The following is a 26,379-nucleotide window of genomic DNA, read 5'->3' as shown; positions in this document are numbered from 1 at the left end:
GAGCGGCAGGCCGCGGGCCGCGGACGGAAGGTCACGGACCACTGGCGACAGGCCGGCGCGGGAGCGGTCGCGCGACCGCCGCCGGTAGGACGCCACCGCTCCGGCGGTCGCGCCCTCACCGCCCGGTCAGCCGACGACGGCCGACCGGGCGGGAGCGTGCGCGGGGCGTGTGCCGTCGAGTGCGGGCCCCACCTCGGTGAACCGGGGAACCGGCTGCTCCCCGCCCACCAGCCGCGGTACCCGTGCGGGCACCCCGACCGGACCGGCGGCCGTGGGCAGGGTGAACCAGACCACCTTGCCCTGTTCGCCGTCCGGGCGCGCACCCCAGCTCTCGCTCACCGCGGCCACCATCGCCAGTCCGCGGCCTTCGGTGGCCAGCGGCGCGATCTCGCCCATGTCCTCCACCACGGGAAGACGTGGATCGTGGTCGCGCACGGAGACGGTGAGCCGGTCGAGCAGCAACTCCATCTCGACGGTGCACAACTTGTCGGGCCGTGCGTGCTGGTGGACGTTGGTCAACAACTCCGTCACACCGAGCGCGGCCCGGTCTATCAGAGGATCCAGATGCCAGTAGCGCAAGTGCGCCGATACGATTCTGCGGACCTGGCCGATCCGCGACGGCAGGGCTTGGAGCTCCACCGTGCAGTGCCTGCTTGGGTGACTGATCACGGCTGCGACTCCCCGACGTTGAGGTCCGGAAGAACACGACGTTTCGGATGCAGCAGGGCGCCTGCGTGACACTGCCGCCTGCTGTCGTGGCCGGCGGGCTGGTTCGCAGCGTTATCGCCGGTAAACCCAGAGTGACGTGAGACCAGCGTGACGCAAGGGGTTGGGCACCGCAACTTCGCGCCACCTTCGCGGCCGCTCAGCCGTCCCGCCCCGCCGCCCGGTGGACGGCCTCGATGAACCGGCGGGCGGCGGGCGGCCCCGGTTCCCCGGGCGCGGGGTCGTCCTCGCCGAGGGTGAGGACGTACCGGTGGCCGTTGAGGTCGGCGAGCGCCCGGTCCTCCGGCGCCAGCCACGGCCTGGACGCGCGCACCGCGCGGATCGGCGCGCTGTCGATCTCGCTGCCGTAGCTGGTGAGCAACTCCAGCCTGCCGTCGCTGATCCGGACCCGCCCGGCCCGGGTGAGCGAGCGCAGTCGTCTGGCGATCCGCACGCCCGTGGCCGTGAACTCCGGCTCCGCCATTCCTGACCGCCCCCTTGCAACATGCCGGCTCACGATGCCGCTGGGCCGTGGACCGGCACGGTTCGTCCGGGGCCAGGTACGGCCCCGGCGGGCCCTTCGTCCCGCGCGGTGCAGTCTGCCCCGCTTCGGCACACAGCACCAGGGCACGCGGAACGCCGGGCGGTCCGCACCCGGAGCACTGGCGTGAACGCGCCCCCGACGGTGCCCGCCATGCGCCGCCGACGCGCTCTGGCGCGTCGCGCCCCAGGCCTGCCTTTGAGTCCCCCAAAGGGGCGTTTATGCAGGTGAGAAGCGTGCCGAAGGTGTCTATCATCGGTGGCGTGGGGCTGTGCGACACGCCGTCGCCCACCCCGTGCGCCCAGGATGAGGAGTACCGCCGTGAGCACCATCGAGCAGCGCCGGACCGGCGAGACCCTCGACGTCGACCGGAGCGACCCCGCCTACCGGGCCTGGCTCAAAGAGGCCGTCCGCAAGGTCCAGGCCGACGCCAACCGCTCGGCCGACACCCATCTGCTGCGCTTCCCGCTGCCCGAGGAGTGGGGTACCGACCTGTACCTCAAGGACGAGTCGACCCACCCGACCGGCAGTCTCAAGCACCGCCTGGCGCGGTCCCTGTTCCTGTACGGGCTGTGCAACGGCTGGATCCGGCCGGGCCGCCCGGTCATCGAGGCCTCCAGCGGTTCGACGGCCGTCTCCGAGGCGTACTTCGCCAAGCTGATCGGGGTGCCCTTCATCGCGGTGATGCCGCGTACGACGAGCGCCGAGAAGTGCCGCCTGATCGAGTTCCACGGCGGGCGCTGCCACTTCGTGGACGACCCGCGCACGATGTACGAGGCCTCCGCGCGACTCGCTGTGGACACCGGCGGCCACTACATGGACCAGTTCACCTACGCGGAACGGGCCACGGACTGGCGGGGCAACAACAACATCGCCGAATCCATCTTCCGCCAGCTGGAGTTGGAACGCTTCCCCGAACCCGCCTGGATCGTCGCCACGGCGGGCACCGGCGGCACCTCCGCGACCCTCGCGCGCTACGTCCACTACATGCAGTACGACACCCGTATCTGTGTAGCCGATCCGGACAACTCCTGTTTCTTCCAGGGCTGGACCACCGGCGATCCGGACGTCACCTGCGACAGCGGCTCACGCATCGAGGGCATCGGCCGCCCGCGCATGGAGCCGAGCTTCGTGCCCGGCGCGATCGACCGGATGATGAAGGTGCCCGACGCCGCCGCCGTCGCCGCCGTACGCGCCCTGGAGCGGGTCATCGGGCGCAAGGCGGGCGGTTCGACCGGCACCGGTCTGTGGAGCGCCCTGAGGATCGTCGCCGAGATGCGGGAGCAGGGCCGCAGGGGCAGCGTCGTCACGCTCCTGTGCGACCCGGGCGACCGCTACCTCGACAAGTACTACTCGGACACCTGGCTGGCCGAGCAGGGCCTCGACAGCGCTCCGTACACGGCGACGATCGACACCTTCCTGGCCACAGGGCGCTGGCCCCTGTGACGACAGGATGCCGGCCCGTGTGACCACAGGGGCACCGAGACCGCCCGCCCGTCGGGCGGATGGAGCGGGCGGTCCGCATGGAGAAGGGACCGGCGGGATCTCAGCCGGCCGGTGCGTCCCCGTGGCCGGCCTCGCCCGCCACCACCAGCCGCAGGTGCTCCGCGATCTCGGCACGCGCCCCCGCCGGCAGCCCCGCGTCCGTCACCAGCGTGTCCACCTGTTCCAGCGTGGCGAACGAACTCAGGCCCACCACACCCCACTTGGTGTGGTCGGCGACCACCACGACACGCCGTGCGGACTGCACCAACCGGCGGTTCGTCTCCGCCTCCGCGAGGTTCGGCGTCGACAGACCCGCCTCGGCCGATATCCCGTGCACGCCGAGGAAGAGCATGTCGAAGTGGAGCGCCGCGATCGCCTGGTCGGCCACCGGCCCCACCAGCGAGTCGGACGGCGTGCGCACGCCTCCGGTCAGCACCACCGTCGCCGCGCCCTGCCGCTGACCGGAGGTGCGCTGCGCCGTGTGGAAGACGTCCGCCACCCGCACCGAGTTGGTGACCACCGTCAGATCCGGCACGTCCACCAGATGGTGGGCCAGCGCATACGTCGTCGTACCGCCCGACAGAGCGATCGCCGAGCCCGGCGCGACCAGCTGGGCGGCGGCCCGCGCGATGTCCTCCTTGGCGGTCAGCTCCAGCCCCGACTTGGCCTCGAAACCGGGCTCGTGGGTACTGGCCTCGACGACCGGGACCGCTCCGCCGTGCACCTTCTCCAGCATGCCCTGGCGGGCCAGCGCGTCCAGGTCGCGCCGGACCGTCATGTCCGACACGCCGAGCTTGCGGGTCAGTTCATTGACCCGCACCCCGCCGCGGCGCCGGACCTCGTCGAGGATCAGGGCGCGCCGCTGCTCCGCGAGGAGGTTCTGATTCTCGCTCACGTGTGCTCCGGTTCCTTTCGCCGCAAGTCGTCCGACCCGCCCCGGCGCACCCGGTCCGACGAGGAGGTTCGACCTGCCCGGTGCGCGGGCGTCCCAATCCTTTCACGGGTCGTTCGCCGAAGCGCCATCGCCCGGCCCGACGCGCGCATGCCAGGAACGCGCGCCCCGGCGCGCGCGTCCGTGTCACTCGGACCGGGGAGATCGCGCGCCAAGGGCTGTGCCGCGGGCCCCCGGCGGAGATCCTGGTCCCGCACCGGCCAGGACGACGGCGCGTCACAGGGGAGTGCGACGGTGGAACGGACACGACGGCACCCGACCGCGGACGGTCCGGACGGCCTGGACGGCCCGGACGGTCCGGACGGCCTGGACGGCCCGGACGGCCCGGACGGACGGGGTGGTCCGAAGCGGCCGGAGGGACCCGGCGGAACGGGCGGCCCAGGCGGCCCGGGCGGCCTGTGTGGTCAGGACAGCCCGGGCGGCCCGGGCGGAACGGGTTGCCCGAGCGGACCGGGCGGACCGGAGAACGCGCGCGGACCGCACGGCGCGGACGGCTCGCCCCAGGACGTCTCGCCCCCGGCCGGGGGCCCAGCCGCGCCGCCGGGACCGGCTCCGCCCGCGCTGGAACTCCTCGTCCACGGAGTCGGCGGCACCACACCCGAGGAGATGCTCGGCGACGAGCGCACGGTGCGGGTCACCGGCGACGACACCGCGGCCGTCTACCGGCGGGCCGCCGACGCCCACGCCGAGACCCGCCCCCCAGGGCGCCCCGGCCGCACGGTGCCCGAGGCGTACGTCTGGTCCAACCTCACCTCCGGCAACAGCAGCCGCGCCCTGTGGCTGTTGCTGCTGCCGTTCATGGTCGTCAACCTCGCCCACTGGATGCGCCCGGTCTCCCACGGACGCCCCCGCACCGTACGCCTGTACGGCCTGCTGGTCCGGCTGGCCGGACTGACCCTCACCGTGCTGCTCGTCGCCGCCGCCTGCGAGGTCGCGCTCGACCTGGCCGCCTGGCAGTGCGCGGGCACGCCCGCCTGCACCGCACGCCACTCCTGGCTGCGCTTCCTCTCACCCGCCGCCGGGGGCTGGTGGAGCCAGCCCGGCCGCCGGCTCGCCCTGGCCGCGCTGGTGCCCGCCGCCCTCACCGGCCTGCTGTGCCACCTCTCCCACCGGACCTGGAGCGCCTACGAGTCCCAGCAACCCCTGGACCCGGGACCCGAGCCCGAGGAGGAACCCGGCGGCGGCTCCCTGGCCCGGCCCGGCTTCTGGTACGGCAGGCGCCTGGTGGCCCGGCTGCGCGGCGCGCACACCGCCGCCGGACTGCTGACCGTCGCCGCGGCGGTCGCCGTTCCGGCCGCACGCTTCGACCGGCGGCCGTCCGGCCCCGCGGCGCCGGACGTCCTGGGATGGCTGCTGCAGGGCGCCCTGGCCGTCACGGCCGCGGTCGTGGTCGCGGTCGTCTGCCGCAGAGGCCGCAGCGAGCACCGCCTCGACCGGCGGCTGGACCACCGACTCGTACGGTGGCTGCCGCTCTGTGCGCTCGGCCTGCTCGTCCTCGCCCTCCTCTACGGCGGCTGGTCGCGCCCCGACTGGCCTTCCACGGGCAGGTTGCCGGGCGACGCCACCTTCGGCGCCCTCTCCCTCGTCCAGGGCGCGCTGGTCGTCGTCCTCGCCGTCACTGCGGCCGTACTGCACCGCGGCCGGCCCGCCGGGCACCGCCCCGGCACGCGAGGGGAAGCCCCCGGCGGTCCGCGGGCCGCGCTGCGCGGCCAGGGCGGGCCGGCGGTCGCCATGCTGGCCTGCGCCCTCGGCGCGGTGATGTCCGGCGGCGTCGCCCAGCGGGTGGCCGACTGGCTCGACGGCACGGGCGGACGGATCCAGGGCCCGCCGGTCCTGCTCACCTGGCAGGCGTCCGCCATCCCGCCGCTGCTCCTGTTGCTGCTGGTGCTCTGCGGACGGCTCGCCGGACGCACCCGGCGGCTGGCCCGCGCAGAGCGCGCCACGGTACGGCGGGACTTCCCGGGCGAGGCGGCCGACCGCGAGCGCACCCGCCGCATCGCGCGCACCCGCGCGACGGCCACCCTCACCGACGCCGGTCCCCTCGTCATCGGCGTCACCTCCGCCGCCACCCTCCTGCTCGGCACGGCCGCACTCGTCGGCGCACTCGGCACCGGCCTGACCCCGGCGCAGGCGGCCGAGGACGCCCACCCCGCCGTCCAGGGCGCGGCCCAGAGCGCGCAGGCACTGGGGTCCTGGCTGGTCGGACTCGGGTTCATACTGTTCGTCACCTGGGGCCGACGCGCCTACGAGGACGCCTCCGCCCGGCGCACCATCGGCATCCTCTGGGACGTCGGCACCTTCTGGCCGCGCGCCGCCCACCCCTTCGCCCCGCCCTGCTACGCCGAACGCGCGGTGCCCGACCTCACCTGGCGGATGGCGACCTGGACCCGGGCCACCGGCGGCCGTCTCGTCCTGTCCGGGCACTCCCAGGGCAGCGTGCTGGCCGCCGCCGCGGCCTGGCAGCTCGCCCCGTCGGCCCGCCGGCGCGTCGCGCTGCTCACCTACGGCTCCCCGCTGACCCGCCTCTACGGCCGCTGGTTCCCCGCCCACTTCGGGCCGGACGCCCTCACCGGCCTGCACCGGGACGTGGTCTGCTGGCGCAACCTGTACCGGCTCACCGACCCCATCGGCGGACCCGTCCGCCTGCCAGGAGACGGCGGCCCGGAGGTCGACCGCGGCCCGCTGAAGGACCCGCTCGCCTACGGCCGTACGGCACAGCACCCGCTGCCCGCGCCGATCCTCGGCCACTCCGACTACCAGGCCGACCCGGCCTTCGCCGAGGAACGCCGCACCCTGCTGGCCCGGCTGCACCCGGACCTGCCCGCACCCCGTCAGGAGACGGACGCCTCGGTGAGTCCGGGCGGCGCGCCGCACACCGCCGGCCCGCCGAGCGGCGGCGGGGCTCAGGGCAGCTCGGGCAAGTCCTCGGCGTAGAGCAGCGTCAGATCGTCGGTGTCCGGGTCGTCGAGCTGGGCCACCCGGCTCGCGTGCCGCTCCACCATCGCCTCGAACGTCTGGCGTGCGGTGCGCCCGTTGCCGAACGCGGCACCCCTGGGAAGCTCCGCGAAGTACTTCAGCAGCGCCTCCGCCGTGCCCCCCGCCAGCCGGTACTCGTGGTCCTCGGCCTGCTGCTCCACGATCCGCAGCAACTCCTCGGGACCGTAGTCGCTGAAGGTGATGGTGCGGGAGAAGCGGGAGGCCACACCCGGGTTGACGGACAGGAACCGCTCCATCTCGGCCGTGTAACCCGCGACGATCACCACGACCGCGTCGCGGTGGTCCTCCATCAGCTTCACCAGCGTGTCGATGGCCTCCTTGCCGAAGTCACGCCCGGCGTCCTCGGGGGAGAGCGCGTACGCCTCGTCGATGAACAGCACGCCGCCGCGGGCCCGTTCGAACGCCTCCTGGGTGCGGATCGCCGTGGAGCCGATGTGCTCCCCGACCAGGTCGACCCGGGACACCTCGACGAGATGGCCCTTGTCCAGGACCGCGAGAGCGGCGAGGATCTCGCCGTACAGCCGGGCGACCGTCGTCTTGCCGGTGCCGGGGGAGCCGGTGAAGACGAGATGGCGTTTGACGGAGGCGGCCTTGAGACCGGCCTGCTGCCGACGGCGGCCCACCTCGATCATGTCGGTGAGGGCGCGGACCTCCCGCTTGACGCTCTCCAGTCCCACCAGCGCGTCGAGTTCACCCAGCACGTCCTTCGCCGTGCGCACCGGGCGCCCTTCCTCCGGCGCGGGCGGCAGCGGCTCCGGAGCGGTGCTGCGCTGCCCGGGGATCGAGCCCAGCAGACCCGCCGACGCGGTGACGGGCTCGGGCGTCTGCACGGCCGTCTCCCTGGCCGCGGGCGGGCGTACGCCTCCGCTCTCGTCGCTCGTGCAGTCCTCGACCACCGGCCCCGAGCCGGGCGCCGCCTCCTGCCCGCCGTCCGCGAACTCGTACCCCCCGCGCGCGCACCGCTCCGTGCGGCACTTCTTCAGTGTCGTACGGCAGCCGTCGATCACATGGAAGCCGTAGCCCGAGCTGCCCGTGACCCGGCATCCCAGGAAGCTGCCCCGGCCACCGGCGGAGACGTAGAAACCGGCCTCGGCCGGGGAGACGACCGTGCAGCGCTCGATGGTCGGATCGGCGCCCTTGGTGACGATCACGCCGGTCTGGGTGGCGTCCACGGTGCAGTTGGCGAGGGTTCCGCCGCTGCCGTGGTCACGGAACCACGCCCCCGTGGCCGCCTCCTTGATCCGGCAGTCGTCGAGCTGCGCGGTGGCGCCGTCGCTCACCGACACGGCGGTGTTGCGCACCTGGGACAGGTCGCTGTCGACGACGTCCGCGCGGGAGCCGCGGTCCAGGACGAACAGGGCGTCCGGCACGTCGTGCACCCGGCAGGAGTCGAGGACCGCGGTCGCGCCGTCACTGACCCACACGGCCGGGTAGTCGCCCGTACTGTCGGAGATCTCGCACTGGTTGGCGTCCACGCGGGTGCCCGGGTCCCACACCGACAGGCCGTTGCGCCCGAACCGGCGCACCGTGGTCCGGGTCAGCGTCAGCACGGAACGCGACCGCAGGTCCACCGCGTTCTCCGGGATGTCGTGGAGCCGGCAGTCGGCGAGGGTGAGCACGGCGTCGGTGTCGAGGGTGACGCCGTCCGCGGTGGTGCGGTGCACCTCGCAGTCGGTGAGGTGCGCGGTGGCCCGCCCGGTGACCTGCACGCCGCTGCCACGGACCTCGTAGACCTCGCAGCCCACGGCCTCCAGGGCGGAGTTGTCCCCGGTCACGGTGATGCCCGGACCCGAGGTGTGGTGGATCCGGCAGCGCTCCAGGCGCGGACGGGCGCCGTCGCGCACGCCCACGCCCGACTGCCCGGCGGCCAGGACCTCGCACTCCTCGAACACCCCGCCGCCCGAGCCGAGTACGGCGATGCCGACCCCCGCCGGATTGTCCACCGTGCAGCGTCGCACCGTGGGGCGGGCGCCGTCGCGCACCTCGATGCCGGACGCCGAGCGGGTCACGATCCGCACGTCCCTCAGCTCCGGTGTGCCCTCCTCCACCAGCAGCGCGGGCGCCGTGGTGTCCTGGCCCTCGACATGCAGGTCCTGCACCACGGCGGAGGCGCGCACGGTGAGCGGCACGCCGTCCACGGGGGCGATGCGCACCGAGCCGGGGGAGCCCTCGGGGCCGCGCAGGGTCACCGCGCGCTGGACGACGAGGTTCTCGCGGTAGGTGCCCGGGGCGACGGTGAGGACGTCGCCGTCCGCCGCGGCCTCCAGGGCGGCGGCCAGCGATGCGTACTCACCCGTGCGGCGCCGCCACCGCGATGTGCCGGTGTGTGTCACCTGGACCGTGCCCTGTGCCATGGCGTTGCCGTGCCCCCACCTCGTCGTACTGATGGCTCGTTCACCTTCGGGGCGCCGCACCGGTGCCGGGACCGGGGCCGTGCTCAGCCCTTCGGGCCGCCGCGCGCACGCGCGCGGAGGGTTGCCGAACGCGTCGGCCGGTCCACCGTAGCGTGTGCGTGGACGGTCGGTTGACCGGAGCCGGAAGGCCGTCAGCTGCCGGTGCCGGTGCGGCCCCAGTCCGGACCGGCGCGGTCCCAGGCCTGGTCCCAGCGCGCGTACCTGCGCCGGACCAGGCGCCACAGGACCAGTCTGCGTATGCCCTCGGTGAGGCCGGCCGCCACCAGGGCGCTGCCGATGCCGGCCAGCACCGCGTGCGTGGTGGCGGTGGCGGAGTCCAGGGGGCGGGGCACGGTCAGTCCGTGTCCGTCGGTCCACAGGGCGAAGTGATCGCCGGGGTGCGGGCTTCTGAGGCCGGTGGTGACCGGGCCGCGCCGGGCCGTGCCGTCCGGGCCGGTCCAGTCGGCGACGACGCGGCTGCGCACGTCCCGTCCCGTCGCGATCTCCGGATCGGGGGCCGGGGCGGAGGCGGTCAGCTTGCGTACGACGGTGGCCACGACGAGGTGCCGGGTCTGATGCTGGTCGCGCGCCGACTGCTGGAGGGCGTCCTGGGTGAGGGAGCCGACGAGGGAACCGAGCACGGGGGCGGCGACCAGGATCAGGAGCAGCGCCACCAACGCCAGCCAGGATTCGGCCAGATCGGTCGTGCGCCGCAGCGGATTGTGCCGCCAGCGCCAGAGTCCGCTGATTGCTCGCACTGGTGCGCACCCCCTTCCCGCTCCGTGATAACCCCCGGCGGAGCCGTTCATCCGTGAAGCCGGTCGAAGAGAGAGGGAAATCACCTCCGGCCGGCCTCTCTCATGAACCTCTCACGAAACCCCAACGAGCGGTCCACCGCCACGGGTTCCCGGGAACGGGGCCGGAACTCACTCGAGGATCGTGAGCGGGTCGCCGACGCGGAGGGTGCCGGCCGACTCGGGCACCAGGTTCTGCCCGAAGACCAGGGAGCCGCCGAAGCGGCGGTGGCGGCCGAGGGTGCGCAGGGGTTCCTTGCCGCGTTCGGCGGTGGTCTGGTCGGTGGTGGTGACCACGCACCGGCCGCACGGCTTGGCCACCCGGAAGGTGACCTCTCCGATCGCGATGCGCTGCCAGTCGTCCTCGGCCCAGGCGGCGGTGCCGGTCATCACGGCGCTCGGCCGGAAGCGGTTCATCGGCAGCGGGCCCTCTTCGGCGTGATCGCCCTCGGCGATCAGCGAGTTGAGGGAGTCGAGCGAGGAGAGCGTCGTGATCAGCAGCGGGAAGCCGTCGGCGAAGCTCACGGTCTCCCCGGGCCGGGCGTAGTCCGGGTCGACGGGCCGCCGGCCGGCGGGGTCGTCCATGTGGACGAGGCGCACCTCGGCACCCACGAGGGCGCTGCACCAGGCGTGCGCGGCGGCACCGGCCGCCACGGCCTCCACCTTCTCGCCGAAGATGTCCACCGTCACCGTGGCCCCCGGCTGCGGCTCGGGCTCGACGTGCGGATCGAGTCCGGGCGCGGACAGCCGAAGGCCGCCGCCGGGCGACAGCTCGGCGACGGCCTTGGCCAGATGTGGCTGCTGGCGCTGGGTGACGACCTTTCCCCCGTGGTCGATCACTGCCCAGCGCCGGTCCCCGGCCAGCCCCCAGGGCTCCACGACGGCCTCCGTCAGCCCTACGGGCCGGAACGCCTTGACCGGGTGGATGTGTATCGAGTGCAGTTCCGCATTCCCCATGACCTCATCCTGCCAGGCGGCACGGACAGCCGGGGGAAAGGGTCAGTAACCGCGGTACTGCTGGTTGTTGTACGGGTCCTGGTACGGGGCCGCGCCCGGCCGCGGGGCCGCGGGACGCATCGCCTCGTAGCCGGTGCCGTTGGCCATGGGACGTGGCATCTGCTGCTGAGGGCCGGGATATCCGCGCGGAGCGGAGGCCTGCTGCGGGATGTAGGCCGCGGGCGCTTGCTGGAGGGGGGCGGGCTGCGGCGCCTGCTGGTAGCCGTAGCCGGGCTGGGACGGGGCTGCCGGGAGGGCGGGCAGCGCCGAGGGGAGCGCGGGCAGGTGGCTTCCCGCGTGGCTTCCCGTGTCGTACGGCGCGGGGACCCGGATCGGGGCGATCTGCGGGGTGCCACGCTCGGCGACGAGCGAGTCGTAGATCGGGGTGTCCGGGAAGGAGGCGGAGTAGTAGCCGCCACCATAAGTGGAGCGGGGGGAGGTCATGGCACATAAGTTAAGCCCACGATGTGCTGGTTGGGGAGACCGATAAGAGGGTTGTTTTCCGTGTCGGCGGTGACGCGGGATCCCCAATCCGAGCGAACTTGAAAAAAAGGGGCGCAACGGCGGGTTTGGATCGTGTAAGGAGCAGGGTTCTGGGGCGTTACCGGGGGTCGGCCGGGCGACTTCCGCCGCTCCGCCTGAGAGTTCGGCCCCGCCGGGCATAGGTTGGGCGGGGAGCGATCGACGCGGTGCCGGGAACCGGGAGACGGCCCGGCCGAGGTGAGGGGGCACACATGTCCATGCCGAAGGGATCGAACACACCGGTGCCGACCACGGCTCTGCGCGTCGAGGTGGGCCGGCGTTCCGGTCCCGGCGTCCCCGACGTGGACGCCTCGGCGCTGCTGCTGGCGTCGGGCGGAAAGGTGCGCTCCGACGGGGACTTCGTCTTCTACAACCAGCCGGCCCACTCCTCCGGGGCGGTGCGCCACGAGGGCAAGCGGGACGCCGCGGGACAGGCCACCGACACGCTCGTCGCCGACCTCGCGCGCGTGGAGGCGTCCATCGACCGGGTCGTGCTCGCCGCGTCGGCGGACGGCGGCACGTTCGGACAGGTACCCGGCCTCTACATCGAGGTGCGCGACGCGGCGGCGGGCACGGTGGTCGCCCGCTTCGACAGCACCGGGGCCGGTGTCGAGACCGCCTTCGTGCTGGGCGAGTTCTACCGCCGCCAGGGCGCCTGGAAGTTCCGCGCCGTGGGCCAGGGGTACAGCAGCGGGCTGGAGGGCCTGGCGACCGACTTCGGCATCACCGTGGACGAGCCGCAGCACGCCGCGCCGCCCCCGGCGCCGGCGCCCGGCCGGACCCCGCCCCCGGCACCGTTCGGCGGCCCCGCCCCCGCTCCCGTCACGGCCCCGCCGCCCGTCGGCCCCCCGGTCCCCCTGCCGCCGCCCGTCACGGCCCCCGCCCCCGTCCCGCCGCCTCCCGCCGCGCCCCCCGTCCGCCTCAGCAAGGTCACGCTCACCAAGGCGGCACCCTCCATCTCGCTGGCCAAGCAGGGCGGCACCTCGGGGGCCATGCGCGTCAATCTCAACTGGCAGGTGCGCAAACAGTTCAGCGGCTGGACGGGCAAACGCGGGCGGGCCGTCGCGATGCACGCGGACCTGGACCTCGACCTGTGCGCCCTCTACGAACTCGCCGACGGCCGCAAGGGCGTCGTCCAGGCTCTCGGCAACGCCTTCGGAGCGCTGCACCGGCCCCCGTACATCCACCTCGACGGCGACGACCGCACCGGCGCCGCGGCCGACGGCGAGAACCTCACCATCAACCTCGACCACACGCACGACTTCCGGCGCATCCTCGTCTTCGTGACCATCTACGAAGGCGCCCGCTCCTTCGCCGACCTGCACGCCACGGTCACGCTCCGGCCGCAGCACGGAGCGCCGGTCGACTTCTCCCTGGACGAGTGCACGGTGCCCTCAACGGTGTGCGCCCTCGCCCTGATCACCAACACCGGAGGCGACCTCGTCGTCCAGCGGGAGGCCCGCTACCTCGTCCCCGCGCGCGGGGTGAGCCCCCAGCGCACCATCGACCACGCCTACGGCTGGGGCATGAACTGGACCCCCGGCCGCAAGTGAGCCCCCGCCCCCGTCCTCAGCCCTCCTCGGGCACGGCGCCGGGACGCGTGTAGGTGCGGCCCTTCCAGGCCGCACCACGGCCCCGGTAGTGCTGCACCGCCGAGTCCACCGTCATCAGCAGGTACAGGAACGCCGTGAAGGGCAGCAGCGGGGCCAGCCACAACGGCTGGCGGTAGTACCGCACCATCGGCACGTACGTCGCCGTCATCACCAGCCAGGCCGCGCCCCCGGCCAGTGCGCTCGCTCCGCTGCCCGAGGCGAGCCCCGCCACCAGCGCGACCGGTGGCAACAGGTACACCAGTGCCAGTCCGGCGACCGTGCCGATCAGCAGCAGCGGATTGTGCCGCAACTGCGCGTACGCGCTGCGCGAGACCATCTGCCACAGGTCGTGCAGCCGCGGGTACGGACGCACGCTGTCCACCCGCTCGGCGAGCCCCAGCCAGATGTGCCCGCCGCCGCCCTTCACCGCCCGCGCGAGCGCCACGTCGTCGATCACGGCGTGCCGGATCGCGTCCGGGATCCGCGCCCGCTCGGCCGCGTCGGCACGCAGCAGCACACAGCCGCCCGCTGCCGCCGCCGTCCGCCCGCCCCGCCGGCCGATCCACCGGAACGGGTACAACTGCGCGAAGAAATAGACGAACGCGGGAACCACGAGCCGCTCCCACAGGCTCTCCACCCGCAGCCGCGCCATCTGCGAGACGAGGTCGTAACCGCCGCCGCGCGCGGCGGCCACCAGCCGGCGCAGGCTGTCCGGGGCGTGCGCGATGTCCGCGTCCGTCAGGAGCAGGTACTCGGGACCGCGCGCGCGGGCCAGTGCGACGCCATGCCTCACGGCCCACAGCTTGCCGGTCCACCCCCGCGCCGGCTCGCCCGGCGAGTCCACCGTCAGCGGCAGCCCGCCGCCGCGCCGTGCCAGCTCACGGGCGAGTTCCCCGGTGCCGTCGGAACTGCCGTCGTCGATCAGGAAGACCTCGGCACGCCCCGGATAGTCCTGGGCGAGCAGGGAAGGGAGGCTGCGGCCCAGGACGGCGGCCTCGTCCCGCGCGGGGACCACGACGCACACGGACGGCCAGTCGCCGGGCGCGGGTTCCTCCCGCGGCGGCAGTCTCACGTCCGTACGCCAGAAGAATCCCTGGCCGAGCAGGAGCCACAGCCAGGCGGCGAGTGATCCGACAGCGATCCACATGATCACGCTCACCCCCGCAGTGTGCCCCACCCGGGCGGCCCGTTCGAGGGAATCGTCTATCGTGGCCGGGTGAAGATCGCGCTCATGGACTCCGGAATCGGGCTGCTGGCGGCCACCGCCGCGGTACGGCGTCTGCGGCCCGACGCAGATCTCGTGCTGTCCCTCGACCCCGCCGGGATGCCCTGGGGACCCCGCACCCCGCAGGATCTCACCGCGCGCGCCCTCGCCGTCGCCGAGGCCGCCGCAGCGCACGGTCCACACGCCCTGATCGTCGGCTGCAACACCGCGACCGTGCACGCGCTGACGACCCTGCGCCAGCACCTGGAGCCGGGCCTCCCGGTCATCGGTACCGTCCCCGCCATCAAGCCGGCCGCCGCCGGTGGGGGACCGGTCGCCATCTGGGCGACGCCCGCCACCACGGGCAGCCCCTACCAGCGCAACCTCATCCGTGACTTCGCCGACGGCGTACCGGTCACCGAGGTGCCCTGCTGGGGCCTGGCCGAAGCCGTCGAGCACGCCGACCAGGCGGCGATCGACGAGGCCGTCACGGCCGCCGCCGCGCTGACGCCCGAGGACGTCACGACCGTCGTCCTGGGCTGCACCCATTACGAACTCGTCGCCGAGCGCATCCGTTCGGCCGTGCAGCGGCCGGGGCACCCCCCGCTCGTCCTGCACGGCTCGGCGGGCGCCGTCGCCGCGCAGGCGCTGCGCCGGATCGGGGCCCGGCCCGAGCCGCGGGCCGCGGCCGACGGAACCGTGACGGTGCTGCTCAACGGGCAGGAGGGCGCCCTGCCCGCCCCGGCCCTGGCCTACGCGGAGGGCCGTCTCCTCCAGGCGGTCACCCCCGCCCACTGACGCACGGGGGCGCGGCGGCCGCCGCGGGCCGCCGCCGAGCGGCACGGGACACTCCCTGTGTGCGACGCGCTACCCAGGCGGCGAAACCTGGGTAACCTCGATGGCATGAGGGACCACTCCCACGTCGAGAACGGCCCGCATCCCGAGGTGTGGACGGGGCGCGCCACCAACCGGTTCCAGTGGCTGCTGGCGCTCGTAGGCGCCGCCTGTCTGGCGCTCGGCATCGAGCTGGCCGTCGACTCCGCCTGGAGTTCCGGGGTGCCCGCGCTGGTGATGTCCGTCGTCGGCTGCATCGCGGCCGGACTGCTGGTCCTCTTCGGCACCCTCGCCTTCGTCCATGTCGCGCTGAAGGTCGACAAGGAGTCCCTGGAAGTGCGCTGCGGCCACATCGGGCTGCCGCGCCGCCGCATCCCGCTGGCCCATGTGGCGGGCGCCGAGTTCGCACCCCACGTCACCCCGCGCCACTGGGGCGGCTGGGGCTACCGCTGGCGGCCCGAGAAGGGCACCGCGGTGGTCGTCCGGCGCGGTGAGGGCATCGTGCTGAGCCTGTGGGACGGCCACACCTTCACGATCACCGTCGACAACGCCGAGTCCGCGGTGCGCGTGATCAAGGACCGTCTGCGCCCGCCGACGCCCGGCCGGGCCTGAGCGGCGGCCCGCCACCCGCGCCCACACCCCCGCGCGCGGGGAACGACGCGGCACTCCGGCCCCGGCGGCCCGGCGCCTGCCCGCCCGCCGGAGCCCGCCGACCGCCCCGCGAACCGCGCTGCCAAGGGGAACGTCAGCCGCCGTACACTCCCGGGGTGACCGTCACCGCAACTTCCGTCGACGAGTCGGACCGGCTGCATCCGCGGTCCGCCCGGGCACTCTGGCCGACGAGGCTCGTACGACTCGTACCCGCCGCCGTGGCGGCACTGTCCGGCGTGCTCCTCTACGTGAGCTTCCCGCCGCGCACCCTGTGGTGGCTGGCCCTGCCGGCCTTCGCCGGGTTCGGCTGGGCGCTGCGCGGCCGTGGCTGGAAGGCCGCGCTCGGCCTCGGATACCTCTTCGGCCTCGGCTTCCTGCTGCCCCTGCTGGTGTGGACCGGCGTGGAGGTCGGCCCCGGACCCTGGCTGGCGCTGGTCGCGGCGGAGGCCGTCTTCGTGGCCCTGGTGGGCGTGGGCATCGCGGCGGTGTCCAGGCTGCCCGCCTGGCCGGTGTGGGCGGCGGCCCTGTGGATCGCCGGTGAGGCCGCACGCGCGCGCGTGCCCTTCCACGGCTTCCCCTGGGGCAAGATCGCCTTCGGTCAGGCGGATGGCGTGTTCCTGCCGCTCGCCGCGCTCGGCGGCACCCCGGTGCTCGGCTTCGCGGTGGTCCTGTGCGGCTTCGGCCTGTACGAGGCCGTACGCCTGGCGGTCCAGGGACGGCGGACCCGGACGGTGCGCCGGTCGGCCGCCGCCGTCGCGCTGCTCAGCGTGGCCGTGCCGGTGGCGGGAGCGGTGGCCGCCCGCACCCTCGTGAGCGACAAGGCCGAGAACGGCACCGCCACCGTCGCCGTCATCCAGGGCAACGTGCCGCGCTCGGGTCTGGAGTTCAACGCCCAGCGCCGCGCGGTGCTCGACTACCACGCGCGGGAGACCGAGCGGCTGGCGGCGGAGGTGAAGGCGGGCAAGGCCGCCCGCCCCGACGTCGTGCTCTGGCCCGAGAACTCCTCCGACATCGACCCGATGACCTATCTCGACGCGCGGATGGTGGTCGATCAGGCGGCCAAGGCGATCGGGGCCCCGATCTCGGTCGGCAGCGTCGTGGAGCGCGACGGCAAGCTGTGGAACGAGCAGATCCTGTGGGACCCGGCCGAGGGACCCGTGCAGACCTATGACAAGCGGCAGATCCAGCCGTTCGGCGAGTACCTGCCGCTGCGCTCGCTGCTCGGCGCGATCAACAAGAACTGGACCTCGATGGTCCGCCAGGACTTCAGCCGCGGCACCGAACCGGGCGTGTTCTCCGTCGCCGGCACCCGGATCGGCCTGGCCACCTGCTACGAGGCCGCCTTCGACTGGGCCGTGCGCGACACCGTCACCCACGGCGCACAGATGATCTCCGTACCGAGCAACAACGCGACCTTCGACCGCAGCGAGATGACCTACCAGCAGCTGGCCATGTCCCGCATCCGCGCGGTCGAACACAGCCGTACCGTCACCGTCCCGGTGACCAGCGGCGTCAGCGCGATCATCATGCCCGACGGGCGCATCACGCAGAAGACCGGCATGTTCGTCCCCGCCCACCTGGTCCAGAAGGTGCCGCTGCGCTCCTCGCGGACGCCCGCCACCGAGCTGGGAGTCCTGCCGGAGATCGCCCTCGTGCTGGTCGCGGCCGGCGGCGTGGGCTGGGCGATCGGGGCCGGTGTGCGCGCTCGGCGCGCCCAGGACGCGTGACCGTACGCCGGACGTACGCCCCCGGCCACCCCACGGTCAGTGCGCTGGGCGCCGGCCGGGGCCCGTTAGGGTCGGTCCATGGCCACTCCTGACTTCATCCGTACGATCCGGGCCGCCGCGGGCAACCAGTTGCTGTGGCTCCCGGGGGTCACCGCCCTCGTCTTCGACGACGAGGGCAGGGTCCTGCTGGGCCGCCGCTCCGACACCGGCAAGTGGTCGGTCATCGGGGGGATCCCCGAGCCCGGGGAACAGCCGGCCGCCTGCGCGGTGCGGGAGGTGTACGAGGAGACCGCGGTGCACTGCGTCACCGAGCGAGTGGTCCTGGTCCAGGCGCTGGAGCCCGTCACCTACACCAACGGCGACGTCTGCCAGTACATGGACATCACCTTCCGCTGCCGCGCCGTGGGCGGCGAGGCACGGGTCAACGACGACGAGTCGCTCGAAGTGGGATGGTTCGCGGTCGACGCGCTGCCCGCCCTGAACGAGTTCGCGCTGTTCCGGATCAAGCAGGCCCTGTCCGACGCCCCCACCTGGTTCGACCCTGCCGAGCCTGACGTAAGCATGGGTTGAGCCCAGGTGTGGCGGGGCGGGGGCGCTGCCTGAGGTCGAGTCATGATTTCGTCCGGTCCGCCCCCGCCCCCGAAAGCCCCCCGCTCGACCTCGGCGGCCGCACCGCGCTCGTCACGGCCGCCGCAGGCGCGGCCAGAGCCGTGGACCGGGACGATCGTCCGCCACGCGGCGGCTTCCCGGCCGGGGATGCCATGACCGTAGGACGGGCGGCACCACGTTCGGCGGCCTCCGGCAGGGACGATGGCGGGGGCGGGGCAGGCGGGTGGTTGTGGCAGGTCCGGCCGTCAGGCCCAGATCGACTGCGCGAGGGCAGCCCCGGTGAAGGCCGCGCCTAGACCGCCGACGATGCTGGCGACCGCGTTGGCCGCCGCGAAGAAGCGGGCGCCTTCCTCCGCCAGTCGCAGGGTCTCGTACGACAGCGTCGAGTAGGTGGTGAGCGCCCCGCACAGTCCGGTGCCGAGCAGCAGCTGGACGTCGGAGGAGGCGCCGCCCGCGAGGACCGCGCCGGTGATCAGACCGAGGGTGAGACAGCCGGCCATGTTGACGGTGAAGGTGCCCCAGGGGAAGACGGTGTCGTGCCTGGCCTGGACCGTGCGGTCGGTGAGGTAGCGCAGCGGGGCACCGATCATGGCACCGACGACGACGAGCAGCCAGTTCACGCCGTTCCTCCGTCCGATCCCCCGGCGGGGGCGCCCCCGGACCCGGCCGGTCCGGCAGGTGCGGGGCGGTGCAGGACGACCTCGCAGTCGTCGAGGACCACCAGGCCGTCGGTGACGAGCTCGTCGAGCTGGGGGAGGAAGGCGCGGACGCGCTCCTCGGTGTCCACGATCACGACGGCCACCGGCAGGTCCTCGCTCAGCGACAGCAGCCGCGTGGTGTGGATGAGCGAGGACGCGCCGAAGCCCTCGATGCCGCGGAAGACGGAGGCACCGGCGAGGCCGGCCCGGTGGGCCCGGTGCACGATCTCGGAGTAGAGGGGCCTGCGGTGCCAGGTGTCGTTCTCGCCGATGAGGATCGTCAGCCGCAGGGCGCTGCCGGTGAGCCGGGTCATCGCTTCCTCCGCCGGATCACGCGGCGGGTCAGGCCGGCCGTGGTCCACACGGCCGCGAGCGCCGCGAGCATGGTGGTGGCGAGGTAGGACAGCCCCGTGGCGGCGCGGCCCTGGTCGAGGAGGCGCTGGATGTCCACGGCGTAGGTGGAGAACGTGGTGAAGCCGCCCAGCACGCCGGTGCCGAAGAACGGGCGGACGAGCCGGTGGGCGGCCCACACGTCCGTGATGACCACCATGAAGACACCGATGACGCCGCAACCGATCACGTTCACGAGGAACGTCGTCAGGGGGAACGTGCCGGTGGCGGTGGGCCACAGCAGCGAGGCCCCGTAGCGGGCCGTCGCTCCGACGGCGCCGCCCGCCGAGACGGCAGCCACGACCGGCCACTGCCCGGCCGACGGCTCACGCCGCCGCGCGGGCCCGCGCAGCTCGACGTCGGGGTCGACGGGTTCGCCCAGCACCCGGGGTCGCGCCTCTTCCATACGGCAGTACTCCTACTCGGACGGCGCCCGGTACGTCTTCGGGCGCACGCGCGTCGCAAGCAGGGACCGTTGGCGGCGTCGTCGCCGCGGTTGGGTGCGGCGGGCCCCACCGCCGCGCGGCGCAACAGGACGTCGCCGCCCGGCCAGCCTACCGTGCGCGCGGGCCCCTTTCACGGCCCGGGACCCCGGCGCGCGGGGCGGGTCACGAGCGCGCCGCCGTCACCGAATGCCCCGGGGGCACCGGCCGGCGGGCGAGATCGAGAGTCCAGTTCTGGCCCACCAGGTCGTGACCGAAGCTGTGGTGCGGTTCCTCGTCGGTGAGGCGAAGCCGAACGCGCGGTAGATCCGGCGCGCGGAGACCAGTACGTCGTTGGTCCACAGCGTCACCTGCTCGTAGTCGGCCCCGCGGGCGAAGTCCAGGCAGGTCTCGACGAGGCGGCTGCCGACGCCCAGCCCCCGGGCGGCCGGGGTGACGAGCAGGATGCGCAGCCGGGCCACCGCGGGGGTGTCGCCGGACACGAGGAAGACGCAGCCGACGCGTTCGCCGTCGGCCTCGGCGATCCAGCCGGCCTCACGGGCCGGGTCGTGTTCCGCCGCGTACTGCGCGACGATCGCGGCGACCAGGGCCTCGAAGTCGGTGTTCCAGCCGAACTGCCGGTCGTACACCTCGCCGTGCGCCATCACCACCCAGCCGAGGTCGCCGGGGCGGCCCGCGCGGCGCACGGTGACCTGCGGCCGGTGTTCCCGCTGTGCCATGGCTCGTCCTCCTCCCGGTGACCGGGCTGCCGGTCCGTCCGGTGACCGGGTTGCCCGTCCGTCCGGTGACCGGGCTGCCGGTCCGTCCGACGGCTCGTACTGACACGACTGTTTCAGTAACGCTAGGCTAGCCGCATGTCCCCGCGAGTGGCAGCCCCCTCCGCACGGCAGACCGAGCTACTCGAAGCCGCCTACCGGTACGTGCTCGCCCACGGCCTGGCCGGTCTGTCCCTGCGTCCGCTGGCCACGGCCGTCGGCTCCAGCCCCCGCGTCCTGCTGTTCCTCTTCGGCACCAAGGACGGGCTGGTGCGGGCGCTGCTGGCCCGGGCCCGCGCCGATGAGCTGGCGCTCCTGGACGACCTCAGGCGGGCCGGCCGGCCCGTCGGACTGGCTCCGGCCGTCGAGCGGGTCTGGACCTGGCTGGCCGCCGCCGAGCACCGACCGCTGCTGCGGCTGTGGGGTGAGGCGTACGGCCGTTCCCTCGTCGAGCCCGGCGGAGCGTGGGCCGGGTTCGCCCGGGCCACCGTGGACGACTGGCTCGACGTGCTGGCGGCCTGCCAGCCCCGGCCGGAGCGTGACGGCGAGGACGGCGCCGCCCGCCGCACCCTGGCACTCGCGGTGCTCCGGGGGGCGTTGCTCGACCTCCTCGCCACCGACGACGAGCAGCGGGTCACCGCGGCCGTCCGGCATCAGCTGGTCCTGCTGGGCGGCTGAGGCCCGGGCGGCCGTCGCGCCGTCGCGTCGTAGCGCCGACGCGACGGCCGGATGCGGGCCCCGCCTCACCTCGACGCCCGCGTGCCGTACGGCCTGCGGGCGGTCACCGGCGGCCTGCGCCTGCGCTTGCGGCTGCGCCCGTGGTGGCGGTCCGCGCCGACCACCTGCGCCTGCTGCTGTCGGGTGTCGTCCCAGCGCTGCCCCGGGTCAGGACCGATACGGGCCGGTAGGGCAGCAAGGGCCTCGGCGGGGCGAGGCCGCCCCCGCCCCGCCGCCCCGGCACTCACGAGTACTTCTTCAACTCCCGCCGTGCCAGCGACCGCTGGTGCACCTCGTCCGGGCCGTCCGCGAGCATCAGCGTGCGCGCGCCGGCGTACAGCTCGGCCAGTGGGAAGTCCTGGCTGACACCGCCGGCGCCGTAGAGCTGGATCGCCCGGTCCAGGATGCCGACCACCGCGCGCGGAGTGGCGATCTTGATGGCCTGGATCTCGGTGTGGGCGCCCCTGTTGCCGACGGTGTCCATCAGCCAGGCCGTCTTCAGCACCAGCAGCCGCAACTGCTCGACCTGGACGCGGGCGTCCGCGATCCAGTTCTGGACCACGCCCTGCTGGGCCAGCGGCTTGCCGAACGCCGTCCGGGACACCGCCCGCCGGCACATCAGCTCGACCGCCCGCTCGGCCATGCCGATCAGCCGCATGCAGTGGTGGATGCGGCCCGGACCGAGGCGGGCCTGGGCGATGGCGAAACCGCCGCCCTCCTCGCCGATGAGGTTCGACACCGGGACGCGCACGTGGTCGAAGACGACCTCGGCGTGGCCGCCGTGGTAGTGGTCCTCGTACCCGAAGACCTGCATCGCCCGCTTCACCGTGACGCCCGGCGTGTCGCGCGGCACGAGCACCATGGACTGCTGGCGCCGGATGTCCGCCCCGTCCGGGTCGGTCTTGCCCATCACGATGAAGATCCTGCAGTCCGGGTGCATCGCCCCGGAGATGTACCACTTGCGGCCGGTGACCACGTACTCGTCCGAGCCGTCGGCGGCCCGCTCGATGTGCGTGGTGATGTTGGTGGCGTCCGAGGAGGCCACCTCCGGCTCGGTCATCGCGAACGCCGAGCGGATCTCACCCGCGAGCAGCGGCTGGAGCCACTGCTTCTTCTGCCCCTCGTTGCCGAACTGGGCCAGCACCTCCATGTTGCCGGTGTCCGGGGCCGCGCAGTTGGTCGCCGTGGGTGCCAACTGCGGGGAGCGGCCCATGATCTCGGCGAGCGGCGCGTACTGGAGGTTGGTCAGACCGGCGCCGTGTTCGGCGTCAGGAAGGAACAGGTTCCACAGGCCCTGCCGGCGTGCCTCGGCCTTGAGTTCCTCCACCACCGGGGGGTTCTCCCACGGCGAGGCGAGGCGGGCGCGCTGCTCGTGGGCGGTCTTCTCGGCGGGGTGGACGTACTCGTCCATGAACGCGAGAAGCTTGGCGCGCAGTTCCTCGGTGCGTGCGTCGAACGCGAAGTCCATGACGATCAGCCCTCCCGGAGGCCTTCGTGGAAAGTGGTCAGGCCGTGCTGGACGAAGACGGGGACCAGGTCACCGATGCGGTCGAAACCGCGGCCGACCGTCTGGCCGAGCGTGTACCGGTAGTGGATGCCCTCCAGGATCACGGCGAGCTTGAACCAGGCGAACGCCGTGTACCAGGAGACCGCGGACACGTCGCGCCCCGAGCGCGCGGCGTACCGCTCGATCAGTTCGGCGGGCGAGGGGTGCCCGGGGGCCTCCGCGGTGGTGGACACCGGCGAGTCGGGCATGCCCAGCGGGCTGCAGTACATGACGAGCAGGCCCAGGTCGGTGAGCGGGTCGCCGAGCGTGGACATCTCCCAGTCGAGGACGGCACTGATCCGGTCGTCCGGCCCGATCAGCACGTTGTCGAGCCGGTAGTCGCCGTGCACCACGGCGGGGGCGGGGGAGGCGGGGAGCGCGTGTCCGAGGGCGGCGTGCAACTCGTCGACGCCGGCCAGGTCGCGGTTGCGGGAGGCGTCCAGTTGCTTGCCCCAGCGGCGCAGCTGCCGGTCCAGGAAGCCCTCGGGACGGCCGAAGTCCGCGAGGCCCACCTCGCCGGGATCGACCCCGTGCAGGTCGACGAGGGTGTCGACGAGGGAGAGCACCGCGGCGCGGGTGCGTGCCGCGCCGAGCGGCGCGAGCTGGCCCGCGGAGCGGTACGGGGTGCCCTCGACGAACTCCATGACGTAGAACGGCGCGCCCAGCACCTCCTCGTCCTCGCACAGCAGCACGGTGCGGGGCACCGGCACGCGCGTCGGGCGCAGTGCGCTGATCACGCGGTGCTCGCGCCGCATGTCGTGCGCGGTCGCCAGTACGTGCCCCAGCGGAGGCCGCCGTACGACCCAGCGGCTGGTGTCGTCCGAGACGGCGTACGTCAGGTTCGACCGGCCGCCCTCGATCAGCCGGCCGGTCAGGGCGCCCTGGACCAGACCGGGCCGCTCGCGGTCGAGCAGGCCGCGGAGCCGGTCGAGGTCGAGTCCGGGCGGGTGGTCGGGGCTCATCCGGCGCTCCTGGGGCGGGTCGGGGCAGGTCCCGACCATCATGCCGACTAGTCGGTATGTCGTCCAGGGTGCGTGACGGGAAAGTGATCCGCGTCTCGGGCGGCACGTCCGCGAACCACGCGCATCCCCTCGGGGGCCGCCCCTGCAACCGTAGGCCGCGGTGATCGGGAGGGCCGCAGAAGCTGTGCACCGCAGCTCCCCCCTCCGGGGCCACCCCAGCCGTGGTCCGCAGCACCCCCGAGGCCGCGCAGCCGTGGTCCGCAGCATCCCGAGGCCGCGCAGCCGGGGGCCGCGACGGCGCCGGGAGCGCCGCAGGCCGCAGGGCCGCGGTGCCCCCGGCGCACCGGTGACGCTCAGTCCGTGCCGATCCGGTCGTACGGGGCGGGAGCGCGCCCCGGGTCCGCCGCGTCCTGCCGCCCGGGGCCGTACGACGTCTGGGGTGTCCGGGGCGTCTGAGGCAGGGCGGGCCGGCGCGGGCGGACGGGCCACCACAGGGCGCGGCCGAGCAGCGCCGCCAGCGCCGGAACCAGCGCGGTCGACAGGACGAACGCCGACAGCAGGATGCCGAGCGCCGTCGCGAAACCGATCTGCTGGGTGGCGGGTGAGGGGTTCACGGAGAGGCTGCCGAAGGAACCGGCCAGCACCAGACCGGCGGTGGCCACCGCCGGCGCCGTGTGCCGTACGGCACGGGCGACGGCCGAGCGGGCGGGCCCCGGGCGCCCCATCTCCTCCCTGATGCGGTCGCTCATGAGGATGTTGTAGTCCGTGCCCAGCGCGACCACGAACAGGAAGAGCACCAGGGGCAGGGTGAAGTTGACGCCGGGTTCGCCGCGCAGGTGTTGGAAGACCAGGGTGGAGGCGCCGAGCGTGGCGGCGAAGCCGAGACCGACGGCGAGCATCAGCACGGCGGGCGCCAGGACGCTGCGCAGCAGGACGAGCAGGATCAGCGCGATCAGCGCGGCGGCCACGGGGAAGACGAGTTGCAGGTCCTCGGAGACGGCGGTGGCGATGTCCGCGAAGATCGCCGCCGTGCCGCCCACGTGCGCCTCGCCGCCCGGGGGCGTGTGCCGCGCGACGGTCGTCCGCACCGGCCCGGAGACCAGGTCGCGTGCCTTCCGGCTCTGCGGGTCCGCGGTCAGGTAGAGGTCGATCCGGGCGGCGTCGCCCGCCTTGTCGAAGACGGCCGGGGCCACCTGGCCGACGCCCGGTGTGCGGCCGAGCGCCCGGGCCAGTCCGTCGACGCCCTGCCGGTCGAGGGGGCGGCCGTCCTTGCTGGTGACGTAGACACCGGTCGGGTCGGAGACGCCGGCCGGCAGGGCCCGGGAGATCTCCGCGGCCGTGGCGGCGGCCGGGGTGCCGGTGGCGCCGCTGCCCGTGCCGTAGTCCATCTTCATGCCGACGGTGCCGGCGGCCATCGCGCCCAGCAGTGCGACGGCACCGACGGTCACGGCCACCGGCCGCCGGGCGACCGCGGCGGCGAAGCGCCCGGCCGTACCCTCGCGCGGCTTGCGCCGCAGCGCCCGGGAGGGCCAGAACATCCTGCGCCCGGCCACCGCCAGCAGGGCGGGCATGAAGGTGAGACTGGCCAGCAGCATCACGAGGACGGAGATCGCGATGGCGGGGCCGAGCACGCGGAACTGCCCGAAGCTCGCCACGCCGAGGGTCGCGAAGGCGGCGACGATGGTGAGGGCCGCCGAGGTGATCGCGGAGCCCACGCGCCCGGCCACCTCACCGGCGACCCCGCGGGCGTCGCGGTCGGGGTGCGCGCGCAGCCGCTCACGGAAGCGGAACAGCAGGAACAGGAAGTAGTCGATCCCGATGCCGAGCAGCACCACGCTGATCAGCGACGGCGTGGACGGGTCCAGCCTGACCCCGGTGAGCAGCGCCGTGCCGACCACGGCCCCCGCGGCGGCCCCGCCGACGAGGCTGACCGCCAGCAGCGGCAGCAGTGCCGCCATGACGCTGCGGAACACCAGGACGTTCAGCAGTACGATCAGGCCGACGGTGAGCAGGCTCGCCACGGTGCTGACGGTCTTCTCCGCCTCGTCGCCGTCGACGGTGTCGGCCAGGCCGCCGGTGAATCCGGTGCGCAGCCCGTCGTGCGCGTACGTTCCCGTCGCCGCCTTGCGGAACTCCTTGAAGACGTTCTGCAGACCGGGATCGGTGGAATTCCCGGAGAGTCCGACGGGGAACAGGATGAAATCGCGGTGAGGGGCGACCGTTCCCGGGCCTATCTTCGGTGTCTGGGAATGGTCCTCGGTGAGGAAGTCCGGCTGGTCGGCGGTCTTCGGCATGACCACCCGCTGCCGGCCCAGGGCCGCCGCGGCGGCCTGGGCCCGTCGCTGGTCGGCCGCGTCGAGCGGCTTGCCGTCGGTCCGCTTCACCAGCATCGTCACCGAGTTGGCGTCCGGCTTGATCCCGAACTTGTCCTCGGCGACCTTCAGCGCCGCCGCGGAATCGTACTTGTCAGGCAGGAAATCACCGAGCTGGCTTTCCGTCGCACGGAACATCAGCGCCTGACCCACCAGGGTGAGTCCGATTCCCAGCAGTACCCAAAGGGTGATGACCTTCCACGGATTTCGCGTGGAGTATCCGGTCAGGGCGCGTATCACGAGACTCCCGTTCGATGTGATCTCTGACAGTGCCCCTCCAGGGAATCAGCGGAATGCGCGGAGATCGTCCGAGCGCGGGATGAAAAGCCGCAGGGGGCCGTGGGGCCGGAGGTGCGGCGGACCGGGACCGTGGTCCTGGTCCGGTCTCGGCCCTGGGGCGGAGACCGGGCGCGCCTTCCGCTGCGACAATCGACGGGAGCAGAGCAGGGAGCAGAGCATCGGGGCCCGGCGGGCCGCCCGGGACCGCAGCGGCG

The 26,379-nt window shown here is 73.7% G+C and carries 22 protein-coding genes and 1 pseudogene; 8 read left to right on the top strand and 15 right to left on the bottom strand.

What is annotated here, in order from left to right:
* Positions 1 to 126 precede the first annotated feature (126 nt).
* Positions 127 to 669, bottom strand: coding sequence for an ATP-binding protein (locus ACFC02_RS03485; RefSeq protein ID WP_360974172.1), 543 nt, complete (start codon positions 667 to 669; stop codon positions 127 to 129).
* Positions 670 to 865: 196 nt separating this feature from the next.
* On the bottom strand, positions 866 to 1,189 hold the full coding sequence (locus ACFC02_RS03480) for a hypothetical protein (RefSeq protein WP_360974169.1): 324 nt from the start codon (positions 1,187 to 1,189) through the stop codon (positions 866 to 868).
* A 378-nt stretch (positions 1,190 to 1,567) separates the two neighbouring features.
* On the opposite strand from ACFC02_RS03480, the gene ACFC02_RS03475 reads away from it, so the two are divergent.
* Entirely contained in the window at positions 1,568 to 2,692 is a 1,125-nt protein-coding gene (locus ACFC02_RS03475) for a PLP-dependent cysteine synthase family protein (protein ID WP_376351500.1), read from the top strand.
* A 100-nt stretch (positions 2,693 to 2,792) separates the two neighbouring features.
* On the opposite strand, the gene ACFC02_RS03470 is transcribed toward ACFC02_RS03475, so the two are convergent.
* Positions 2,793 to 3,626, bottom strand: coding sequence for a DeoR/GlpR family DNA-binding transcription regulator (locus ACFC02_RS03470; RefSeq protein ID WP_376351497.1), 834 nt, complete (start codon positions 3,624 to 3,626; stop codon positions 2,793 to 2,795).
* Positions 3,627 to 4,289: 663 nt separating this feature from the next.
* On the opposite strand from ACFC02_RS03470, the gene ACFC02_RS03465 reads away from it, so the two are divergent.
* The gene (locus ACFC02_RS03465) at positions 4,290 to 6,617 is read left to right on the top strand and encodes a hypothetical protein (RefSeq protein WP_376351515.1); all 2,328 of its coding nucleotides are present in this window, start codon (positions 4,290 to 4,292) and stop codon (positions 6,615 to 6,617) included.
* Here the strand turns inward: ACFC02_RS03465 and ACFC02_RS03460 are convergent.
* The 4 genes from ACFC02_RS03460 to ACFC02_RS03445 form a co-directional block, all read right to left on the bottom strand.
* Positions 6,587 to 9,034, bottom strand: coding sequence for a right-handed parallel beta-helix repeat-containing protein (locus ACFC02_RS03460; protein ID WP_376351494.1), 2,448 nt, complete (start codon positions 9,032 to 9,034; stop codon positions 6,587 to 6,589). The two genes, ACFC02_RS03465 and ACFC02_RS03460, sit on opposite strands and share 31 nt — an antisense overlap.
* Before the next feature lie 191 nt (positions 9,035 to 9,225).
* Positions 9,226 to 9,831, bottom strand: coding sequence for a hypothetical protein (locus ACFC02_RS03455; RefSeq protein WP_376351492.1), 606 nt, complete (start codon positions 9,829 to 9,831; stop codon positions 9,226 to 9,228).
* Positions 9,832 to 9,999: 168 nt separating this feature from the next.
* A complete protein-coding gene (locus ACFC02_RS03450) occupies positions 10,000 to 10,824 on the bottom strand; it encodes an MOSC domain-containing protein (protein ID WP_376351490.1) in 825 nt (274 codons plus the stop codon).
* A gap of 42 nt (positions 10,825 to 10,866) precedes the next feature.
* Positions 10,867 to 11,307 carry a DUF6643 family protein gene (locus tag ACFC02_RS03445; protein WP_376351488.1) on the bottom strand — a complete coding sequence of 147 codons (441 nt, stop codon included), beginning with the start codon at positions 11,305 to 11,307 and terminating at the stop codon, positions 10,867 to 10,869.
* 296 nt (positions 11,308 to 11,603) lie between these two features.
* Here ACFC02_RS03445 and ACFC02_RS03440 point away from each other — a divergent pair, with 296 nt between their 5' ends.
* On the top strand, positions 11,604 to 12,938 hold the full coding sequence (locus tag ACFC02_RS03440) for a TerD family protein (protein ID WP_376351513.1): 1,335 nt from the start codon (positions 11,604 to 11,606) through the stop codon (positions 12,936 to 12,938).
* Between the two features lie 16 nt (positions 12,939 to 12,954).
* Here the strand turns inward: ACFC02_RS03440 and ACFC02_RS03435 are convergent, their stop codons facing one another.
* Entirely contained in the window at positions 12,955 to 14,124 is a 1,170-nt protein-coding gene (locus ACFC02_RS03435; RefSeq protein WP_376351510.1) for a glycosyltransferase, read from the bottom strand.
* A gap of 69 nt (positions 14,125 to 14,193) precedes the next feature.
* Between ACFC02_RS03435 and ACFC02_RS03430 the strand changes: the two genes are divergently transcribed.
* The 4 genes from ACFC02_RS03430 (at position 14,194) to ACFC02_RS03415 (ending at position 17,963) form a co-directional block, all read left to right on the top strand.
* On the top strand, positions 14,194 to 14,979 hold the full coding sequence (locus tag ACFC02_RS03430; RefSeq protein WP_376351485.1) for a glutamate racemase: 786 nt from the start codon (positions 14,194 to 14,196) through the stop codon (positions 14,977 to 14,979).
* 105 nt (positions 14,980 to 15,084) lie between these two features.
* The gene (locus tag ACFC02_RS03425) at positions 15,085 to 15,627 is read left to right on the top strand and encodes a hypothetical protein (protein ID WP_376351482.1); all 543 of its coding nucleotides are present in this window, start codon (positions 15,085 to 15,087) and stop codon (positions 15,625 to 15,627) included.
* A 155-nt stretch (positions 15,628 to 15,782) separates the two neighbouring features.
* Positions 15,783 to 17,393 (top strand): apolipoprotein N-acyltransferase, encoded by a 1,611-nt coding sequence (gene lnt / locus ACFC02_RS03420; RefSeq protein ID WP_376351479.1) that lies wholly within the window; start codon positions 15,783 to 15,785, stop codon positions 17,391 to 17,393.
* A gap of 78 nt (positions 17,394 to 17,471) precedes the next feature.
* On the top strand, positions 17,472 to 17,963 hold the full coding sequence (locus ACFC02_RS03415) for an NUDIX domain-containing protein (RefSeq protein ID WP_376351476.1): 492 nt from the start codon (positions 17,472 to 17,474) through the stop codon (positions 17,961 to 17,963).
* A gap of 284 nt (positions 17,964 to 18,247) precedes the next feature.
* On the opposite strand, the gene crcB (ACFC02_RS03410) is transcribed toward ACFC02_RS03415, so the two are convergent.
* The 4 genes and pseudogenes from crcB (ACFC02_RS03410) to ACFC02_RS03395 all read right to left on the bottom strand — a co-directional run bounded on the left by crcB (ACFC02_RS03410) (position 18,248) and on the right by ACFC02_RS03395 (position 20,252).
* Positions 18,248 to 18,622, bottom strand: a complete 375-nt coding sequence (crcB, locus tag ACFC02_RS03410; protein ID WP_360974135.1) for a fluoride efflux transporter CrcB — start codon at positions 18,620 to 18,622, stop codon at positions 18,248 to 18,250.
* The gene (locus ACFC02_RS03405) at positions 18,619 to 19,014 is read right to left on the bottom strand and encodes a DUF190 domain-containing protein (RefSeq protein WP_376351473.1); all 396 of its coding nucleotides are present in this window, start codon (positions 19,012 to 19,014) and stop codon (positions 18,619 to 18,621) included. Before ACFC02_RS03405 ends, crcB (ACFC02_RS03410) begins: the two co-directional genes overlap by 4 nt.
* Positions 19,011 to 19,496 (bottom strand): fluoride efflux transporter CrcB, encoded by a 486-nt coding sequence (crcB, locus tag ACFC02_RS03400; protein ID WP_376351471.1) that lies wholly within the window; start codon positions 19,494 to 19,496, stop codon positions 19,011 to 19,013. Before crcB (ACFC02_RS03400) ends, ACFC02_RS03405 begins: the two co-directional genes overlap by 4 nt.
* Before the next feature lie 202 nt (positions 19,497 to 19,698).
* Positions 19,699 to 20,252, bottom strand: a pseudogene (locus ACFC02_RS03395) (GNAT family N-acetyltransferase).
* A 135-nt stretch (positions 20,253 to 20,387) separates the two neighbouring features.
* Between ACFC02_RS03395 and ACFC02_RS03390 the strand changes: the two are divergent.
* The gene (locus tag ACFC02_RS03390) at positions 20,388 to 20,966 is read left to right on the top strand and encodes a TetR/AcrR family transcriptional regulator (protein ID WP_376351468.1); all 579 of its coding nucleotides are present in this window, start codon (positions 20,388 to 20,390) and stop codon (positions 20,964 to 20,966) included.
* 283 nt (positions 20,967 to 21,249) lie between these two features.
* Here the strand turns inward: ACFC02_RS03390 and ACFC02_RS03385 are convergent, their stop codons facing one another.
* The 3 genes from ACFC02_RS03385 to ACFC02_RS03375 all read right to left on the bottom strand — a co-directional run bounded on the left by ACFC02_RS03385 (position 21,250) and on the right by ACFC02_RS03375 (position 26,125).
* Positions 21,250 to 22,473: an acyl-CoA dehydrogenase family protein gene (locus ACFC02_RS03385; protein WP_376351466.1), complete on the bottom strand. Its 1,224-nt coding sequence runs from the start codon at positions 22,471 to 22,473 to the stop codon at positions 21,250 to 21,252.
* Positions 22,474 to 22,478: 5 nt separating this feature from the next.
* The gene (locus ACFC02_RS03380) at positions 22,479 to 23,513 is read right to left on the bottom strand and encodes a phosphotransferase family protein (RefSeq protein ID WP_376351463.1); all 1,035 of its coding nucleotides are present in this window, start codon (positions 23,511 to 23,513) and stop codon (positions 22,479 to 22,481) included.
* A 353-nt stretch (positions 23,514 to 23,866) separates the two neighbouring features.
* Positions 23,867 to 26,125 (bottom strand): MMPL family transporter, encoded by a 2,259-nt coding sequence (locus ACFC02_RS03375; RefSeq protein WP_376351460.1) that lies wholly within the window; start codon positions 26,123 to 26,125, stop codon positions 23,867 to 23,869.
* Positions 26,126 to 26,379 lie beyond the last annotated feature (254 nt).

The organism is Streptomyces sp. NPDC056160, from assembly GCF_042268205.1.
Lineage (GTDB): Bacteria > Actinomycetota > Actinomycetes > Streptomycetales > Streptomycetaceae > Streptomyces.
This window is presented reverse-complemented; position numbering and strand designations above follow the sequence as displayed.

Excerpts from the sequence above, each read along its gene's own strand:
- ACFC02_RS03435 (WP_376351510.1), bottom strand. The coding sequence starts at position 14,124 with ATGTGGATCGCTGTCGGATCACTCGCCGCCTGGCTGTGGCTCCTGCTC.
- ACFC02_RS03390 (WP_376351468.1), top strand. The coding sequence starts at position 20,388 with ATGTCCCCGCGAGTGGCAGCCCCCTCCGCACGGCAGACCGAGCTACTC.
- ACFC02_RS03380 (WP_376351463.1), bottom strand. The coding sequence starts at position 23,513 with ATGAGCCCCGACCACCCGCCCGGACTCGACCTCGACCGGCTCCGCGGC.
- ACFC02_RS03405 (WP_376351473.1), bottom strand. The coding sequence starts at position 19,014 with ATGACCCGGCTCACCGGCAGCGCCCTGCGGCTGACGATCCTCATCGGC.
- crcB (WP_376351471.1), bottom strand. The coding sequence starts at position 19,496 with ATGGAAGAGGCGCGACCCCGGGTGCTGGGCGAACCCGTCGACCCCGAC.
- ACFC02_RS03450 (WP_376351490.1), bottom strand. The coding sequence starts at position 10,824 with ATGGGGAATGCGGAACTGCACTCGATACACATCCACCCGGTCAAGGCG.
- ACFC02_RS03465 (WP_376351515.1), top strand. The coding sequence starts at position 4,290 with ATGCTCGGCGACGAGCGCACGGTGCGGGTCACCGGCGACGACACCGCG.
- ACFC02_RS03415 (WP_376351476.1), top strand. The coding sequence starts at position 17,472 with ATGGCCACTCCTGACTTCATCCGTACGATCCGGGCCGCCGCGGGCAAC.
- ACFC02_RS03385 (WP_376351466.1), bottom strand. The coding sequence starts at position 22,473 with ATGGACTTCGCGTTCGACGCACGCACCGAGGAACTGCGCGCCAAGCTT.
- ACFC02_RS03460 (WP_376351494.1), bottom strand. The coding sequence starts at position 9,034 with ATGGCACAGGGCACGGTCCAGGTGACACACACCGGCACATCGCGGTGG.
- ACFC02_RS03425 (WP_376351482.1), top strand. The coding sequence starts at position 15,085 with ATGAGGGACCACTCCCACGTCGAGAACGGCCCGCATCCCGAGGTGTGG.
- ACFC02_RS03440 (WP_376351513.1), top strand. The coding sequence starts at position 11,604 with ATGCCGAAGGGATCGAACACACCGGTGCCGACCACGGCTCTGCGCGTC.
- ACFC02_RS03445 (WP_376351488.1), bottom strand. The coding sequence starts at position 11,307 with ATGACCTCCCCCCGCTCCACTTATGGTGGCGGCTACTACTCCGCCTCC.
- ACFC02_RS03480 (WP_360974169.1), bottom strand. The coding sequence starts at position 1,189 with ATGGCGGAGCCGGAGTTCACGGCCACGGGCGTGCGGATCGCCAGACGA.